Genomic DNA, 17,287 nt, shown 5'->3' with positions numbered 1-17,287 from the left:
AATGAGCGATCTCTCCGAACAACAGCAAGTGCAACGCACGTGGGACCGCCCGGAAGGCGCGTCGTTTGAAGACTGGATGAACAGCCGCGTGGCGCGTTTCTCCACCCGCCGCTACGACTGGGACGCCCTCAAGTTCCAGGCCGACTTCGACCCGAAATACCGCCGTGCGCAAATGCGCTACCTCGGCACGGGCGGCACGGGCGTGGCCGCAGACACCAACACGGTGCCGGCGGAGCACTTCACGTTTTCGACGATGGTCATTCCGGCCGGCCACGAAGGCCCGTCGCATCTGCACACCGATGTGGAAGAGGTGTTCTTCATCATTCGCGGCAAGCTCAAGCTGGTGCTGGAGAAGGACGGCGAGCGCTACGAAACCATCCTGACCGATCGCGATCTCGTCTCGGTGCCGCCCGGCGTGTACCGCGAAGAAATCAACATCGGCGATGAAGACGCGCTGATGTGCGTGATGCTCGGCGCCAAAAAACCGATCACGCCGACGTATCCGCCCGAGCATCCGCTCGCCAAAATCAAGCGTTGATGCCATGAGCGTGCAGGCTGTCATGTCTTCCCACCCGTTCCGTGTTGCCGACGCGCTTGCCGCGCTGGGCGCCGGGTTTGCCGAACGCACCGTCGCCATCAACGCGCACGGCGATCGCATCGGCTATCGGCAATGGGGCGAGCGCGGGCCGGTGGTGGTGCTGTTGCACGGCATCAGCTCCAGCGCCGCGTCATGGCTGCCTTGCGCGCAGGTTCTTTCGCACAACATGCGCGTGCTGGCATGGGATGCGCCGGGCTACGGCAATTCCACGCCGCTTGCAGAGGGTGCACCGCGCGCTGCCGATTACGCGGTGCGGTTGCAGGCATGGGTTGCCGCGTTGGATGTGACGCCCGATGCGATCGTCGGTCATTCGCTGGGCGCGCTGATGGCATCGGCGTATGTGGCCGCCGCGCCAGCCGCGATGCAGCCGAAGTGCCTGCTGCTTCTGAACCCCGCGCAGGGCTACGGCCAAGCGGGGCAGGAGGACAAGTCCCGCAGCGTGCAGGCCCAGCGGCTTGCAACGCTCGACCAGCTTGGCATCGACGGCATGGCGGAGTCGCACCACGCACACCTGCTGCGCCCAGATGCCACCGACGAAGAACGCGCCTGGGTGCGCTGGAACATGAAGCGCCTCAACGACGGTGGTTATCGCCAGGCTGTGGCGATGCTCAGCGGCGACGACATCGGCGCCTATCTGAAAAAACGCCCCGAATCGACGCTAGCGCAGATCGCTTGCGGCGATGTCGACGGCATTACACCACCGGAAGGTTGCGAAGCGCTGGCAAAGATGTTTGATCTGCCGTTTGCGCTTGTGCCGTCGGCCGGGCATGCCTCTTATATCGATGCGCCTGACGCTGTTGCAGGCTGGATCGAACACGCTGTTCTCTCCCAATCCCAAAACGCCTAAGCGCCAAGACGTATGAGCAACGACCTCATCCCAGAAGACGTGCAAGAAAAGTACATCGTGCCGGGGCTCGAACGCGGCCTGCGCCTGCTGTGCGAGTTCAGCCACAAAGACCGTGTGCTGTCGGCGCCGGAACTGGCGCGCCGCCTGAAGGTGCCGCGCTCCACGGTGTTCCGCCTGCTGACCACACTTGAAGTGATGGGTTTTATCGAACGCGTCGACGGCGGCCGCGATTTTCGCCTCGGCATGGCGGTGCTGCGCCTGGGCTTTGAATATCTCGCGTCGCTGGAATTGACCGAGCTGGGCCGCCCGCTGCTCGATCGTCTGCGCGACGAGATTCACTATCCGTGCAACCTCGTCGTGCGCGATGGCCGCTCGATCGTCTACGTGGCGAAATCCGTGGCGCCCACGCCGTTCACCAGCTCGGTGAATGTCGGCACGCGCCTGCCGGCGCACGCCACGGTGCTGGGTCGTGTGCTGCTGGCCGATCTGTCGCTGGCTGAGCTGCGCCAGCTCTATCCGGAGCCGCAGCTGGAAGTGTTTTCCGCCAATACCCCGCGCACGGTCGAAGAGCTGTTCGAGATGGTCCAGCGCGACCGCGAACACGGCTACGTGCTGCAGGAAGGTTTCTTCGAAGCCAACATCTCGACGATTGCTGCGCCGGTGCTCGACCGCGCCGGCAAGGTGGTAGCAGCCCTCGGCACGACGATTCCGTCGCCGCGCATTGAAGCCGCACAGCTCGATCTGATGATCGACAAGGTGCGCGCCGCTGCCGGCGAGCTGTCTTACCTGCTGGACTACCGCCCCGCAGGCGGCAAGGTCGTCAACCTGTTCCGCGAATGACCATGCCGATGATCGACCTGACTGGCAAGACGGCTGTCGTGACGGGTGGCTCCTCCGGCATCGGCCTGGCCACCGTTGAACTGCTGCTGGAAGCCGGCGCTGTCGTGGCGCTGTGCGGGCGCAATGCCGAACGCCTCGCGCAAGCCGAACAAGGTCTGCGCAGCCGCTTCCCAAACGCCCGGCTGTTTGCCGCAACGTGCGACGTGCTCGACGCCGCGCAGATGGCAGCGTTTGCCGACGCCGTGGAGCAAGCCCTCGGCCCCGTCGACATGCTGGTCAACAACGCGGGCCAAGGCCGTGTCTCGACGTTTGCCGATACCGACGATGCCGCGTGGACGCAGGAGCTGCATCTCAAGTTCTTCTCCGTGATCCATCCCACGCGCGCTTTCCTGCCGCAACTCGAGCGCTCGGAGCACGGCGCGATCGTCTGCGTGAATTCGCTGCTCGCGCAGCAGCCCGAGCCGCACATGGTCGCCACCTCGGCTGCGCGTGCGGGTGTGCTCAATCTTGTGCGTTCGATGGCGACCGAATTTGCACCGAAGGGCGTGCGCGTCAACGGCATCCTGATCGGCCTGGTGGAGTCCGGCCAATGGCGCCGCCGCTTCGAGGCACGACCTGAAGAAGACCGCCATCTCGACTGGGCCGCATGGACGCGCCGCCTGGCCACGCAAAAACATATTCCCCTTGGACGCCTGGGCCTGCCCGAAGAGGCTGCCCGCGCCATTCTGTTCCTTGCCTCGCCGTTGTCTTCGTACACCACGGGCAGCCACATCGATATCTCCGGAGGACACTCCCGTCATGCTTAACAGACAACAACAGGAACAACAGCTGGTCACGGTGGGCCACGCGATTGCAGCCTTCCTGGAGGCCTGCGAGGTCAAGGCCGCCTTTGGCGTCATCTCGATCCACAACATGCCCATCCTCGATGCGATGGGCGAGCGCGGCAAGATCCGCTTCGTCATGGCGCGCGGTGAAGCCGGCGGCGCCAACATGGCCGACGCCTATGCCCGGACCACGGGCGGCCTCGGTGTGTGCCTGACCAGCACCGGCACCGCTGCCGGGAATGCGGCGGGCGCAATGGTCGAAGCCCTGACCGCCGGCACGCCGCTGCTGCACATCACGGGCCAGATCGAAACGCCGTACCTGGACCAGAGCCTTGCCTACATCCACGAAGCGCCGGACCAGCTCACGATGCTCAAGGCCGTCTCCAAGGCTGCCTTCCGCGTGCGCAGTGCCGACACGGCGATCAGCACGATGAAGCTGGCGGTGCAGACTGCGCTGACGGCACCGGCCGGCCCGGTGAGCGTGGAGATTCCCATCGACATCCAGGCCGCGCTGATCCCGATGCCGGATGACCTGCGCCCGCTGCAGGTGCCTCAGCATGTGCCGTCGGCCCACGCGCTGGACGAACTGGCTGAACGCCTGTCGCGCGCGCGCCGTCCGATGCTGTGGCTGGGCGGTGGTGCCCGCCACGCCGCGAAGCAGGTCAAGCGCCTGATGGACCTTGGCTTTGGCGTGGTCACCAGCACGCAGGGCCGCGGCATCGTGCCGGAAGATGATCCGCGCTCGCTGGGCGCATTCAACCTGCACAAGCCGGTCGAGGCGTTCTACCAGACGTGCGACGCGATGGTCGTGGTCGGCTCGCGCCTGCGTGGCAATGAAACGCTCAAGTACGAACTGAAACTGCCGCGTCCGCTGTACCGCGTCGATGCGGATGCCTCGGCGGAAGGCCGTTGCTACGCCAGCGACTATTTCGTGTGCGGCGATTCGGCCCTCGCGCTGGAAGGCTTGGCGGATCGGCTGGAAAAGAAGATGCAGATCGACGCGACATTCGCCGCCGACCTGCGCGCTGCACACGATGCGGCCGTGCGCGGACTGATCGATGGCCTCGGCCCGTACGCAAAGCTTGTGGAGGCGTTGCAAGCCGCCGTGGGACGTGAGTTCAACTGGGTGCGCGACGTGACCGTGTCGAACAGCACGTGGGGCAATCGCCAGCTCCGTATCTTTGATTCGCGCGCCGGCGTGCATGCGCTGGGTGGCGGTATCGGCCAAGGTTTGGCGATGGGCATTGGTGCGGCCATCGGTGCGGCCGCGATCGAATCCGGCAAGACGACGTTCTGCCTGGCCGGCGACGGCGGCTTCATCCTGAACCTCGGCGAATTGGCGACTGCGGTGCAGGAGCGCGCCAACCTCGTCATCGTGCTGATGAACGACAAGGGCTACGGCGTCATCAAGAACATTCAGGACGCGCAGTACGGCGGCCGCCGCCATTACGTGGATCTGCACACGCCGGACTACGCGGCGCTTGCGCAGTCGCTGCAGTTGCGCCATCGCCGCGTGTCGGATCTGGCCGATGTGGGCAGCGTGTTGAAGGAAGCCACCAGCGGCGAAGGCCCGTTCCTGATGGAGATCGACATGCTCTCCATCGGCAGCTTCAAGACGATCTTTGCAGGCCCGCCGGTCAACCAGCAGGCCAAGGACGGTCAGGGCGAGCGCGCTGCTGCATGCGCCACGGACGGCACGACGGTGGTGGCGTGAACCTGCAACCGAGCCAACTGAAGGAGCCGGACATGCTGCATGTATCGATGGTCGGGTGCGGAGCGATCGGGCAGGGCGTACTGGAACTGCTCAAGAGCGATCCGGATGTGTGCTTTGATGCCGTAATCGTGCCCGAGCACGCGATGGACAAGGCGCGCGAGGCCATCGCCCCGTTCGCACCAAATGCGCGTGTCACGACGCATCTGTCGGCCGACGCGCATACGGATCTGCTGGTCGAGTGCGCTGGCCATGACGCGCTTGAAGAACATGTGTTGCCGGCGTTGGAGCAGGGCATTGATTGCCTCGTGGTATCGGTCGGTGCGCTGTCTCAACCCGGCGTGGCCGAGCGGCTGGAGGCAGCGGCCCGCCGTGGCAACGCGCAGGTGCAGCTGCTGTCGGGCGCCATCGGCGCCATCGACGCACTGGCCGCTGCGCGCGTCGGCGGGCTCGACGCTGTGATCTACACGGGCCGCAAGCCACCGCGCGCCTGGAAGGACACGCCGGCCGAACAGCAGTTCGACCTCGATGCGCTGCGCGAGCCGACCGTGATCTTCGAAGGCAACGCCCGCGAAGCTGCGCGTCTATTCCCGAAGAACGCCAATGTGGCCGCCACGCTGTCATTGGCGGGCCTGGGGCTTGAGCACACGCACGTCAAGCTGCTGGCCGATCCGACGGTGGACGAGAACATCCATCACGTCGAGGCACGCGGGGCCTTTGGCGGTTTCGAACTGACGATGCGCGGCAAGCCGCTGGCGGCCAATCCCAAGACTTCTGCGCTGACGGTGTTCAGCGTGGTGCGTGCGCTGGGCAACCGCGCACACGCCGTTTCGATTTAAGCGAGGCCATTGCGCCATGACTGTCTCTACCCTGAACGCAACTGCGACCTCGTTGCTGCCGATCTGCATCGCAGGCGAATGGCGCCTCGGCACCGGCGAGCGCTATGTCACGCGCTACCCCGCCACGGGCGAAGTGGTGGCGGAACTCAACGCTGCCAGCGTCGCCGACGTGGAAGAAGCTGTGGCCGGTGCCTATCGCGCCTTCCTCTCCAGCGGCTGGGCGCAGCGCAAGCCGCACGAACGCGCCGCCGTCCTGTACCGCATCGCCGAGCTGATCCGCTCGCGCAGCGAAGCACTTGCGCAACGCCAGCGGCTGGATAACGGCAAGCCGATCAACGAAACGCGCGCCCTGGTGGCAAGCGCTGCGGCCACGTTCCAGTTCTTCGGCGCCGCATGCGAGACACTGGAAGAGTCGCTCACGCCCATGCGCGGCGATTGCCTGACGATGAGCGTGCATGAGCCCATGGGCGTGGTGGCGGCCATCACGCCATGGAATTCGCCGATTGCCAGCGAAGCGCAAAAGATGGCGCCTGCGCTGGCCGCGGGCAACGCCGTCGTCGTCAAACCGGCTGAAGTCACACCGCTGATGGCACTGGAACTTGCCGCCATCTGTGAAGAGGCGGGCGTGCCGAAGGGCATGATCAGCGTGCTGCCCGGCAAGGGCTCCGTGATTGGCGATGCGATCACCAAGCATCCGCTGGTGCGTCGCGTGTCGTTCACGGGAGGCACGAACACGGGCCGCCATATCGCGCACATTGCGGCCGACAAGATGATGCCGGTGTCGCTCGAACTCGGCGGTAAATCGCCGACGATGGTGTTTGAAGATGCCGACCTCGACCACGCCGTGAATGGCGTGCTGTACGGCATCTTCAGTTCATCGGGCGAATCGTGCATCGCAGGTTCGCGCCTGTTTGTGGCGCGCTCGCTCTACGAGCCGTTCATGGATCGTCTGGCCGCTGCCGCGGCACGCCTGCGTGTCGGCAATCCGGCCGATGAATCGACGCAGATGGGCCCGCTGATCACCGATCGTCACCGCGAGACCATCGAGTCGTACGTTGCGATGGGCGTGGGAGAGGGCGGCCACCTGCGCACGGGCGGCTTGCGCCCAGCAATCGTGGGCTGTGAGTCGGGTTACTTCTACACGCCGACCATCATCGAAGGGCTCACCAACAGCGCGCGCATTTGCCAGGAAGAAATCTTTGGCCCGGTGCTCGTCGCCATGCCGTTCGACGATGAAGACGAATTGATCGAACAGGCCAACGACAGCGTCTACGCATTGGCCGCCGGGATCTGGACGCGCGACTACAAGCGCGCATGGCGCATCGGCCGCGCGGTGCAGGCCGGCAACGTGTGGATCAACACATACAAGCAGTTCTCGATCTCGACGCCGTTTGGCGGCTGGCGCGACAGCGGCCTCGGCCGCGAGAAGGGCCGACTCGGCATCCTGCAATACATGGAGCAGAAGAGCCTTTACTGGGGCTTGAATGAACAGCCGCTGGCCTGGGCCAACGCCAACTGAAGCTGAAACAAAACACCCAGACCACAGGAGATCAAGATGAACACGATTCGAGGCATCGACGAAATCGTCTACGGTGCCGACGACCTCGCCGCCTGCAAGCAGTTCTTCCTGGATTGGGGCCTTGCCCTGCAATCGGAAGACGCCAGCGGCCTGCTGTTCGAAACGCTCAACGGCTGCCGCGTGCGCGTCAAGCGCAGGGACGATGCCACGCTGCCGGCCGCCATGGAAGCCGGCCCGACGCTGTGCGAGGTGATCTGGGGCACCGATTCGCAGGCTGTGCTCGATCGCCTGGTCGACAAACTGGCTGACCAGCCCGGTTATGTGCACGCCGACGGCCGCGTCGGCTGCACCGACCCGAACGGCCTGGCAGTGCGCGTGCAACTGACCACCAAGCGCGATGTCGACGTGCAATGCGCAGCCATGAACACATGGACGGACAAACCGCGCCGCAATCAACCGAGCCCGATCTACGCGCGTGCCACGCCCATCGAAGTGGGCCACGTGGTCTTCTTCGTGAAGGACGTGGCGGCCACGGAGCGCTTTTACATCGACAAGCTCGGCTTTGTGCCGTCCGACCACTACCCGGGCCGCGGGGCGTTCCTGCGCTGTGAGCCGGAAGGCGGCCATCACGATCTGTTCCTGCTGCAAACGCCGCAGGCGAAGAGCGGGCTCAACCACGTCGCCTTCACCGTGCGCGACATCCACGAAGTGTTCGGCGGTGGCATGCATGTGTCGCGCTGCGGCTGGGAAACGCAACTAGGCCCGGGTCGTCACCCGATTTCGTCGGCGTACTTCTGGTACTTCAAGAACCCTGCCGGTGGCTTGATCGAGTACTACGCCGATGAAGACCAGCTTGACGCCGACTGGCAGCCGCGCGATTTCGAGCCCGGCCCGACCGTGTTCGCCGAATGGGCCATCGACGGCGGCATTGACGGCAACACACGCCGGCAGAAAAACGTCGCCGGCCCGGAAGGCAAGTTCCTCACGGAAAAGCGCTGAAACGTTGCAGAGAGACGTGCTATGAATTCCCCCCTCAACCTGCGCGTGCACGCCATGCGCTACGAAGCCCAAGGCATCGTGAGCGTGGAGCTGCGCGATGTCGACGGCAAAACGCTGCCCGAGTACGCACCCGGCGCGCATATCGAACTGCATCTCGGCAACGGGCTGGTGCGCAGCTATTCGCTGTGCGGCGCGCCAGAGGTGCGTGACCGTTATGTGGTCGGCGTGCTGCTCGACCGCAACAGCCGCGGCGGATCGCGCTATGTGCACGAGCAATTGCGCGTCGGTTCGACGCTCAAGATCGGCGGCCCGCGCAATCACTTCGAGCTGGACGAAACCGCGCCGCGTACCGTGCTGGTTGCAGGTGGCATCGGCGTGACGCCCATCGTCTGCATGGCGCGTCGCCTGGCCGAGCAAGGCAAGGCGTTCTCGATGCTGTATTGCGCCCGCTCGCGTGCCGAAGCGGCCTTTGCCGATGAGCTTGCCGCCCATGGCGAAGCGGTGCGTTTTCACCTGGACGCAGAAGCCGGTGGCGCCCCCGATCTGAAAGCGCTGCTTGCAGGGCATCCGGCCGATACGCATTTCTATTGCTGCGGCCCCGGCCCGATGCTGCGGGCATTCGAGGCGGCCTGTGAGGCGCTGGGCTACACCAACGTCCATATTGAACGCTTTGCGGCCGACCCCGGTGTGGAATCGGTGCAGGAGGGCGAATACCAGGTCAAGCTCGCGCGCAACGGTGCCGAGTTGTGTGTACCGGCGGGCAAGTCGCTGCTCGACGCGCTGTTGGAGATTGGCGTCGAGGTGGAACACAGCTGCAAGGAAGGCGTGTGCGGCTCGTGCGAAACGCGCGTGCTCGAAGGCGAGCCCGACCACCGTGACAGCGTGCTTTCCAAGAGCGAGCGTGCATCCAACCAGACGATGATGGTTTGCGTATCCGGCTGTAAGGGCAAGCGCCTGGTGATCGATCTGTAAGCGCAGGATGGTTTAGGCGCCGGCCTGACCAGCCGCGCCGTCTTTTTTTGCGCCCTGTTTTTCTTTTAAACGACGTTTCGCATACGAAACAAAGCAAGAACCACAACCAGCTCGTCCACCAAGACGGCGATAACAACTGGCGGGGCGGACACCTTGTCCAGTGGAGGAAACTGCAAATGAAGACAACCTTGTTCGCCATTGCGGCGATGAGCCTGGCTGGCACCGCTGCGGCCCAGAGCAACGTGACGCTGTACGGCAGCATTGATGAAGGCGTGGCCTACATCAACAGCCTCAAGAGCAGCGCGTCTAGCGGCTCGGCGCTGCGCATGGACCCCGGCACCATGCAGCCGGACCGTTTCGGCCTGCGCGGCTCGGAAGATCTCGGCGGCGGTACGCAGGCCATCTTCCAGTTGGAATCGGGGTTTCTGGGCGACACCGGCAGCAGCGTGGTCGCCGGCAAGCTGTTCAACCGCACGGCGTGGGTGGGCCTGACGAACGATCGCTTGGGCAATATCCAGCTTGGCCACCAAGCGGACTTCATGTTCGACTACCTCGGCCGCCTGAGCAACGGGTTCCAGCTCACCAATTTCTACCTGTTCCACCCCGGCAACTTCGACAACCTGGCCAACCAGTTCCAGATCGACAACGCCGTGCGCTACGTCTCGCCCATCTTCGGCGGCCTGCAACTGGGCGGCATGTACGGCTTTGGCGAGGTACCCGGTTCGCCGTCGAAAAGCCGCAGTTACAGCCTCGGTGCGTACTACACCAACGGCGGGTTCCGTGCAGCCGCGGCTTATACCGCGTCCAATGACCGCGCGCTGGACATCGCCGGTCGCCTGGGTATCACGAACACGCTCGGCACGACGCTCGTGCCCGGCGTGATGACGCCGATGAGTTCGGTCAAGTCGTTCGGTGCCGGCACGCTGTATCAGTTCAGCAACCTGCCGGTCCAGATCAACGCGGTCTATACGCAGACCCGCATCACGCTGAGTGGCGCCAACGCCCGCGCGCAAAACGTCGACCTCGGCACCGCGTGGCATTACAGCGCCGCCAATACGCTCAACGTGGGCTATACCTTCAGCAAGTACGAGGGCGCCCGCTGGAACCAGTTCAGCCTCGGCAACGTGTACGCGTTTTCCAAGCGCACGCAGGTGTACGTGCAAGGTACGTATCAGCGTGCGTCCGGCGATGCGCAGTCTGCTGCCATCAACGGCGTAGGTGTGGCGGCGCAGCGCAACCAGATGGTTGTCAGCACCGGGGTGCACCACTCGTTCTGACGTCCTGACCCAACGCGCGCCGCTGGGCAGCGACCCAGTGGCGCATCAACTTCCTCCGGAAGGAGCTTCACATGAAGCCAGGTGTTTTGATTGATAGCGGAATTGACCACGATGCGTCGCTGGGCGCGATGAGCCTGGGCAAGATCGTTGCCCGCATCGAGCGGCTCAAGAGCAACGGCATGCACGTGCGTGCGCGTCTGCTGATCGGGCTGGCGACGTTCTTCGACGGCTTTGACGTGATCGTCATTGCCGCTACGCTGCCGCTGCTGATCGCGCAATGGCATCTGACCCCGGCGCAGATTGCTTTTGTGATCGGTGCCCCCGGCATCGGTCAGTTGATCGGTGCGCTGGTGTTCCCGATGTTTGCGGAGCGATTCGGCCGCGTGCGCATGATCGGCTATAGCGCGGGCATCATCGGTTTGATGAGCCTGCTGTGCGGCGTGGCGCCCAGTTTTGCCGTGTTTGCAGCGCTGCGTATCGTGCAGGGCATCGGCTTGGGTGGCGAGCTGCCCGTAGCGGCCACATACATCAACGAAGTCACGCGTGCCCATGGCCGCGGGCGCTTCGTGCTGCTCTACGAGGTGGTGTTCCCGATTGGTTTGCTGGTGTCCAACGCGCTTGGGGCCTGGCTTGTACCGCATTTCGGCTGGGAGGTGATGTACTTTCTCGGTGGCATTCCGCTCGTGCTGTTCTTCACGCTGCCCAAGGCCGTGCCGGAGTCCCCGCGCTGGCTGGCGACCAATGGACGCATGGCCGAGGCCGATGCCGCGCAGGCACGCTTTGAAGCCAAGGCGAAGGGGCCGCTGCCTCCGCTGGGCGATACCTCGGCCTTCGAGCAGATGTCGCACCGCCACCCGAAGCGCGGCATGCGCGATCTGTTCGGCCCCGTGTACATCAAGCGCACGGTGGTCGTGGCCATGCTGTGGGCGACGTGCGGTTTTATCCAGTACGGTCTGTCGACGTGGCTGCCGACGGTCTACAAGACGATCTATCACGCGCCGCTGCAACTGGCGCTGAATTTGGCCGCGCTGGCGTCGGTGCTGGGTGTGGTCGGCTCGTTGGTCTGCGCGATGATCGTCGACAAGGTAGGCCGCAAACCCGTGATGGTCGTGTCGTTCGTACTCTGCGGCGTCTCGCTGGCGCTGGCTGGGCTGCTGCACGAGCAGTCGCTCTATGTGGTGGCGGGGTTGTGCTCGTTGGCGCTGGGGTTGATGGCGTGCGGCTTCATCACTGCCTATGTCTATACGCCGGAGCTGTACCCGACCAATATCCGGGCGATCGGCTGCGGCATGGGCGGCGCGTGGCTGAAGATTGCGGCCATCTTTTCACCCATGCTGATCGGATCGACCATCGGCTCGGGCAACATCAGCAATGCGTTCTTGCTGTTGGCTTTGGTGCCCATCCTGGCGGCAGTCACTATCCACTTCCTCGGCATCGAAACCAAGGGGAAAGTGCTGGAGCAGCTTGAGCTGTAAGCCGGAGGCGGTTGAAGGTCGTAAAACGGAGGGGCGGCGCTCAGTTGCGTGCGCCGTCCCGTTTTGCTTCAAGCAATCGTGTGATCCGCCATCAGTTCCAGCGCGCGCACCATGGCGGAGTGGTCCCACGCCTTGCCGCCATTGGCCGCACACACATTGAAGAGCTGCTGTGCAGCGGCCGTGTTCGGCAGGGCGATGCCGAGCTTGCGGGCGCCCTCCAACGCCAGGTTCAGATCTTTCTGGTGCAGCTCGATGCGGAAGCCCGGGTCAAACGTCCGCTTGATCATGCGTTCGCCATGCACTTCGAGAATCCGCGACGAAGCAAAACCGCCCATCAACGCTTGGCGCACACGTGCCGGATCGGCCCCGGCCTTCGATGCGAACAGCAGCGCCTCGCCCACGGCCTCGATGGTCAGCGCCACGATGATCTGGTTGGCCACCTTGCAGGTCTGCCCGGCACCGGAGTCGCCCACGTGCGTGATGTTCTTACCCATCAGCGCAAACAGCGGCTTGGCACGCTCGAATGCCGCTTCCTTGCCGCCGACCATGATCGTGAGCGTTGCATCGCGCGCGCCGACTTCACCGCCTGAAACGGGCGCATCGAGGTAATCCGCCCCCAGCGCTTCGACGCGCTTGGCAAAGGCCTGCGTTTCAATCGGCGAGATCGAGCTCATGTCGATGAAGAGCTTGTCTGCAGCCAGGCCCTGCGCGACACCGTCTTCGCCAAACAGCACATTGGCCACGTCCGGCGTGTCCGGCACCATGGCGATGACGATGTCTGCTGCTTGCGCAACCGCCGCCGAATTCGCGACAACGGTAGCGCGGGAACGCAGATCTTCCGGCACGGAATGTTTGCCGCTGACGATCAGGGTGTGGTCGCCCTTGAGCAGGTTGCGAGCCATGTGGGCGCCCATGATGCCCAGGCCGATGAATCCGATGGTTGCCATGATGTTCTTCCGCAAGCGTCTAGGTGGATGTGAATGAGGAGGGTGCGTCACGCCGCAGCGCTTGTCACAAGCGTAGATCAGCAACATCAATGAAAGCTAGGCGGCTCGCCATCTTGTGCGCTTCGGGATGCATGAGAGCGGCGCCCGGCGGGCGTTTGCGACGCGCGATGCCCTTGAGAAAGCGAGGTCTCGAAATAGCGGGCAAGAAGCGTCATTGCTCGTGCAATGACTTTGAAGCCCCCTCTCATAGACTGAAAACGTGCCGATAAGAAGTGATCGGGCACGCCGAGATGGGAGGGAATATGTCCACCACAGCAGCCAACTGGATCGTCGTCCTGACATGTGCCTACATGGAGTACAGCACATGGCGGGGCATGAGCGTCTACCGCCGCACGGTGGGCTATGAAAGCGTGGTGTGGTGCTGATCAAGCGCCGTGGGGCTTGGGCAGCAACCTGCGGACGAGATCGCCATGTGCCGAATACTTCGCCAGCAGCGCATCGCCGTCAGCCAGTTCGAACTCGCTGAACTCGAACCCCGGAGCGACGGTGCAGCCGACCAGCGCATACCCATGTTCACCCGGCACGCGCTCGGCTGCAAACCAGCGGCCAGCCGGGACCACCGCCTGGTACACCGCCATCGCATCGTCGGCCGCGTGGCCCAGGCGATGCGTGCTCACCGTACCGTCTTCCTCCAACACATGCACATTGAGTGAGTCCCCCGCATGGAAGTGCCACAACTCGTCCGACTGGATCCGATGCCAGGCGGAATATGCATCATCCGCCAACAGGTAATAGATAGCGGTGGCAGCCGCACGCCCGATGGGCGGGATGCCTCGCTGGATGCGTTCCTCACTGCGATAGGTTTCGCGATAGAAGCCGCCTTCCGGGTGCGGTTCGAGACCGAGGCGGGCGATGAGGTTCTGGGCGGCGAGGGCGAGCGGCATGATGGGAAACCTTCGACTCAGTTCTGCTGACGGCGGAACGGAAAGCGTTGCTGGTTGACGAAGCCGTCGGGCATGTAGTCGCCCACGACGCCGTACTTCTCGGGGAAGGCCTTTTTCGATTTCACCGCGGTACCGAACAGGTAATCGATGAAGGCGAAATGCGCGGCGTAGTTTTTGTCGATCGCTTCGTCTTCCGACGAGTGGTGCCAGTGGTGAAAATCCGGCGTCACAAAGATGTACTTCAATGGCCCCCACGGCAAATGCACGTTGGCGTGATTGAACACCGCCTGGAAGCCCACGATGATGATGTAGACATCGACAACGGCCTTGTCGAATCCCAGCACGAACAGCGGGCCCAGCACGGCTACCCGCGTGACAATCAGTTCAAGAATGTGCTGACGCGAACCTGCCAGCCAGTCCATCGTCTTCACGCTGTGATGAACGGCGTGGAAGCGCCAGAGGAACGGCACCTCGTGATACGCGCGGTGCGTGACGTACTCCATCAGGTCGGCCACCAACATGCACAGCAGCAACTGCGGAATGAACCAGATGTGCTGCACCATCTGCTGGAAATCCGCATGCACCATCCATCCGAACACCCGGTGAATCAGGAAATTCACCACCAGCAGCACCAGCCCCACGATGAAGTGGTTCACCGCGAAGTGCACCATGTCGGTCTGCCATTCGGCGCGGAACACCGGCTGCTTCTTGTAGAGCGGGAACAGCTTCTCAAGCAGCACGAAAATCGCCGTCGAACCGAGCAGGTCGAGAATGAACCAATCCATGCCGATGTACGGTGTGTGATCCGGAAAATCGCCTACCGGCACGCGCGAGCCGCCCAGTGCCACGGCAATCACCACAAACAGGAACGCCATGCCATTCAGGCGACGGCGGTTATCCAGCACGATATTCGCCAGCGATAACCCGCCGGAAATCAACAGCGAGACAAACAGGATTTGCCGAATCACATCCACCGAATAAGCGCGACGTAATTCCGGCGTCGTCAGATACTGCGGGAAGTGAAACGCCAGCACGCCCAGCAAGCACAGAAAGCCCAGCACCAGCGCCAGGATGGTTCCGATCATGCCCCGGCCAAACTTCAGGCCGCCGTTGGCATGGAGCAGCGCATTGGCATCGCGGATCGTCGCGTCGGCCACGCGAACGATGGCAGGGTGGTGATGCTCTTCGGGCAATGGCGCCAAAGGCTTTTGGGACGCATCCATGGATCTGACTCGCAGTATTGTTTTGTTTTATTAACAATGAGATTGCCAATCGAATATTGGCCCTCATTCGCACTGCTGCGCGATTATACGGACCAGTTTTGCGTATTCAACGGCGCTATTCTTCTGCGTACAAATGATTTGCGATTGCTGCACTTTTTTCCCGTGTGCGTCAATGTCGGGAAATCGCGTCTGCAGCGTTGGCGGCGCACCGCAGGGCGTTGCCTTTCCGTGCAAGGCCATGCATTGTGAGGCCCGTGCCTGACGGGCGCACGACGGTACAAGACCAGATAAAAAGGGGAGCAACCATGTCAGAGGAATTTCACGTGCACGGCGCGCACGATCACGCGCTTGAGCACGCAGCAGAAAGCGGCCACGCCGACAGCTTTGCCGGGCGGATTGCCGTCATGACGGCGATTCTCTCGACGGCCGGCGCTATCTTCGGTTACCAGGGCGGTGCCACGCAAAACGCCGCGCTACTGGCCAAGAATGAAGCCGCCATCCACAAGACCGAGGCCGCAAACCGCTGGGCCTACTACCAGGCCAAAGGTCAGAAGCAGGCGATTGCCGAGCTGACCGCCCAACTGCCCGGCACCGATCAGGCCGCCGCCAGGCGCGAAGCCCAGCGCTACGCCGCCGAAAAGGAAGACATCCGTCGCCAGGCTGAAGACCAGGAGCGCTTGGCCAAAGAGGCCGACGACGCCAGCGAGCTCGCCGTGCACCATCATCATCGGTGGGCGCAAGCGGTGGTCGCCATTCAGGTGTCGATCGCGCTGGCGGCTATCACGTTGCTTTCCCGCCGGCGCTGGATGCAGGTGCTGTCGTACGGCGTGGCCGCTGTCGGTGGTGTCGTGGCTGTGCTGGCGCTGCTTCACATCTGACAGCCTCGGGCGCGCTCTTCGTCCGATAAGTTGCGTGCCGACATGCCGGATAGCCAGAATGGCGCTCGCGCAGGAGGCACCGTCCTCCAGGAATCCGGAATGAACACTATGACACTTCGAATGGGGATGTTGCGCACATGGATGATGGCCGGCTTGTTGGCTAGCGCGTGCGTCATGGCGCCCGGCCCTGCCGTCGAGCCGGGCGAGTATGTCTACATTCTGGGTGGCAGCGCAAGCGGCACGATGACGGTCAAGGGCGGTAGCTTCAACATCACGACAATTGGCGGCAACTGCCACACGTGCGCGATCGAAGGCACGTTTGGGGGGGCGCGTTGGCGTCGACAAGGATGAGGGCGAGTGCCACATCGCCGTGTCAGGTAATAAGGATGGGCTCAAGCTGGATTCATCTGCGACCGCCGAAGCCTGCCGAGAATTCTGTGGCATGCGCGCTATGTTTGATGGCGACTACCGCCGCGCACCCGCCGCCTGCACTGACCGCCAGCGGCAAGCCCGCATCGGCCACGCCCACAAGGAATATGCCGCCAAGGATTACGACGCAGCACGTACAACGCTGCGTTCGCTGCTCGCCGATTGCGATCCCTTCATGGACTGGATCGAGCGCGACAAGGCTCGCAGCGACTTGGCCGTGACTGAATACCATCGTGGCGACAACGCCCAGTGCCTCGCTGTGCTGTTCGAGACGACTGCGATCACAGCGCAGAGGGACGCATCGCTGATCCTGCCGCCGTGCGACGCCGACAATTACGTGTCGACCAGCAAGGCGATTCTCTACAACCAGATGCTGCGCCAAGCGCCGGGCAAGCATTGATGCCAACTGCATCTCTATGAGTAACGAAGCGGCGGGCGATGGCCAGGCCCAATCCGTGTCGCAGGTTGGTCGGGCGCGGCGTTCGGTGGCCTCTCAACCTGCCATAACGCAAGCGGCCCACGGCGAAGCGAGCAGGCGATCAACAAGATTTTTGCGAGTGACTCACAAAAGTGCTTGCCAGCCGCGCTTCCGCACATTAGTATTCGCCCCTCGCTGCAAAACACAGCGCCGAAACGCAAGTGGCGGTGGTGGTGTTGAGTGGTGGAGAAGCAGGTGTAGAGCGGGTTTGCGGTCGATTGGGTGGTTGACGGTTGGCTGGAGATTCGGTGGTGGTTGGCGGCGCGTTGGTGGATAAAAAATCTTCGACGAATTGTTGACAGCGACAAAAAAGCTCTGCATAATCTCGTTTCTCTGCTGCAGAAAACGCAGCGACGCGATAAACAAAGTTGATCGCGAAGTTCTTTAACAAGCAAACAGCCGATAAGTGTGGGCGCTTAATACTGGGTGCGGCGGATTTCGATCCGCTAGCTAACAAGTAATAAAGTGCTCGCACAGAAGTAAGGTT

17 protein-coding genes and 1 pseudogene are annotated in these 17,287 nt (G+C 63.2%); 14 read left to right on the top strand and 4 right to left on the bottom strand.

The genetic code is table 11. The annotated features are described in order from the left end of the window. Position 1: 1 nt before the first annotated feature. The 11 genes from BEK68_RS13085 to BEK68_RS13035 all read left to right on the top strand — a co-directional run bounded on the left by BEK68_RS13085 (position 2) and on the right by BEK68_RS13035 (position 11,901). Positions 2-538, top strand: a complete 537-nt coding sequence (locus BEK68_RS13085; protein ID WP_004634817.1) for a cupin domain-containing protein — start codon at positions 2-4, stop codon at positions 536-538. 4 nt (positions 539-542) lie between these two features. After that, positions 543-1,445, top strand: coding sequence for an alpha/beta fold hydrolase (locus tag BEK68_RS13080; protein WP_012430474.1), 903 nt, complete (start codon positions 543-545; stop codon positions 1,443-1,445). Positions 1,446-1,457: 12 nt separating this feature from the next. Continuing rightward, positions 1,458-2,285 (top strand): IclR family transcriptional regulator, encoded by an 828-nt coding sequence (locus BEK68_RS13075; protein WP_004634814.1) that lies wholly within the window; start codon positions 1,458-1,460, stop codon positions 2,283-2,285. 2 nt (positions 2,286-2,287) lie between these two features. Then, positions 2,288-3,091, top strand: coding sequence for an SDR family oxidoreductase (locus tag BEK68_RS13070; protein ID WP_024542540.1), 804 nt, complete (start codon positions 2,288-2,290; stop codon positions 3,089-3,091). Then, positions 3,084-4,823 carry a thiamine pyrophosphate-binding protein gene (locus tag BEK68_RS13065; protein WP_012430472.1) on the top strand — a complete coding sequence of 580 codons (1,740 nt, stop codon included), beginning with the start codon at positions 3,084-3,086 and terminating at the stop codon, positions 4,821-4,823. The genes BEK68_RS13070 and BEK68_RS13065 overlap by 8 nt, the downstream gene beginning before the upstream one ends. A 32-nt stretch (positions 4,824-4,855) precedes the next feature. After that, complete coding sequence (locus BEK68_RS13060; RefSeq protein WP_012430471.1) at positions 4,856-5,659, top strand: aspartate dehydrogenase; 804 nt, start codon at positions 4,856-4,858, stop codon at positions 5,657-5,659. Positions 5,660-5,675: 16 nt separating this feature from the next. After that, positions 5,676-7,178, top strand: a complete 1,503-nt coding sequence (locus BEK68_RS13055) for an aldehyde dehydrogenase (RefSeq protein ID WP_012430470.1) — start codon at positions 5,676-5,678, stop codon at positions 7,176-7,178. Between the two features lie 36 nt (positions 7,179-7,214). After that, a complete protein-coding gene (locus tag BEK68_RS13050; RefSeq protein ID WP_012430469.1) occupies positions 7,215-8,177 on the top strand; it encodes a VOC family protein in 963 nt (320 codons plus the stop codon). 21 nt (positions 8,178-8,198) lie between these two features. Further along, positions 8,199-9,149 carry a PDR/VanB family oxidoreductase gene (locus BEK68_RS13045; protein WP_012430468.1) on the top strand — a complete coding sequence of 317 codons (951 nt, stop codon included), beginning with the start codon at positions 8,199-8,201 and terminating at the stop codon, positions 9,147-9,149. Between the two features lie 176 nt (positions 9,150-9,325). Further along, positions 9,326-10,426 (top strand): porin, encoded by a 1,101-nt coding sequence (locus tag BEK68_RS13040; protein WP_012430467.1) that lies wholly within the window; start codon positions 9,326-9,328, stop codon positions 10,424-10,426. A 71-nt stretch (positions 10,427-10,497) separates the two neighbouring features. Further along, a complete protein-coding gene (locus BEK68_RS13035; RefSeq protein ID WP_012430466.1) occupies positions 10,498-11,901 on the top strand; it encodes an MFS transporter in 1,404 nt (467 codons plus the stop codon). 68 nt (positions 11,902-11,969) lie between these two features. Here the strand turns inward: BEK68_RS13035 and BEK68_RS13030 are convergent, their stop codons facing one another. Then, positions 11,970-12,848, bottom strand: a complete 879-nt coding sequence (locus BEK68_RS13030) for a 2-hydroxy-3-oxopropionate reductase (protein ID WP_012430465.1) — start codon at positions 12,846-12,848, stop codon at positions 11,970-11,972. 302 nt (positions 12,849-13,150) lie between these two features. On the opposite strand from BEK68_RS13030, the gene BEK68_RS26385 reads away from it, so the two are divergent. Further along, positions 13,151-13,273, top strand: coding sequence for a hypothetical protein (locus tag BEK68_RS26385; protein WP_004634792.1), 123 nt, complete (start codon positions 13,151-13,153; stop codon positions 13,271-13,273). On the opposite strand, the gene BEK68_RS13025 is transcribed toward BEK68_RS26385, so the two are convergent. Further along, a complete protein-coding gene (locus BEK68_RS13025) occupies positions 13,274-13,792 on the bottom strand; it encodes a cupin domain-containing protein (RefSeq protein WP_012430464.1) in 519 nt (172 codons plus the stop codon). A gap of 17 nt (positions 13,793-13,809) precedes the next feature. Continuing rightward, entirely contained in the window at positions 13,810-15,015 is a 1,206-nt protein-coding gene (locus BEK68_RS13020) for a sterol desaturase family protein (protein WP_012430463.1), read from the bottom strand. Between the two features lie 305 nt (positions 15,016-15,320). On the opposite strand from BEK68_RS13020, the gene BEK68_RS13015 reads away from it, so the two are divergent. Both BEK68_RS13015 and BEK68_RS26170 read left to right on the top strand, forming a co-directional pair. After that, entirely contained in the window at positions 15,321-15,893 is a 573-nt protein-coding gene (locus BEK68_RS13015; protein ID WP_009239743.1) for a DUF4337 domain-containing protein, read from the top strand. A gap of 126 nt (positions 15,894-16,019) precedes the next feature. Beyond that, positions 16,020-16,722 (top strand): annotated as a pseudogene (locus BEK68_RS26170) (hypothetical protein). 196 nt (positions 16,723-16,918) lie between these two features. Here BEK68_RS26170 and BEK68_RS25940 read toward each other — a convergent pair. Next, positions 16,919-17,287: hypothetical protein (locus BEK68_RS25940; RefSeq protein ID WP_212634774.1), on the bottom strand; the 369-nt coding region annotated here is incomplete at its 5' end.

It is taken from the genome of Ralstonia pickettii (genome assembly GCF_001699815.1).
Classification (GTDB): domain Bacteria; phylum Pseudomonadota; class Gammaproteobacteria; order Burkholderiales; family Burkholderiaceae; genus Ralstonia; species Ralstonia thomasii.
This window is presented reverse-complemented; position numbering and strand designations above follow the sequence as displayed.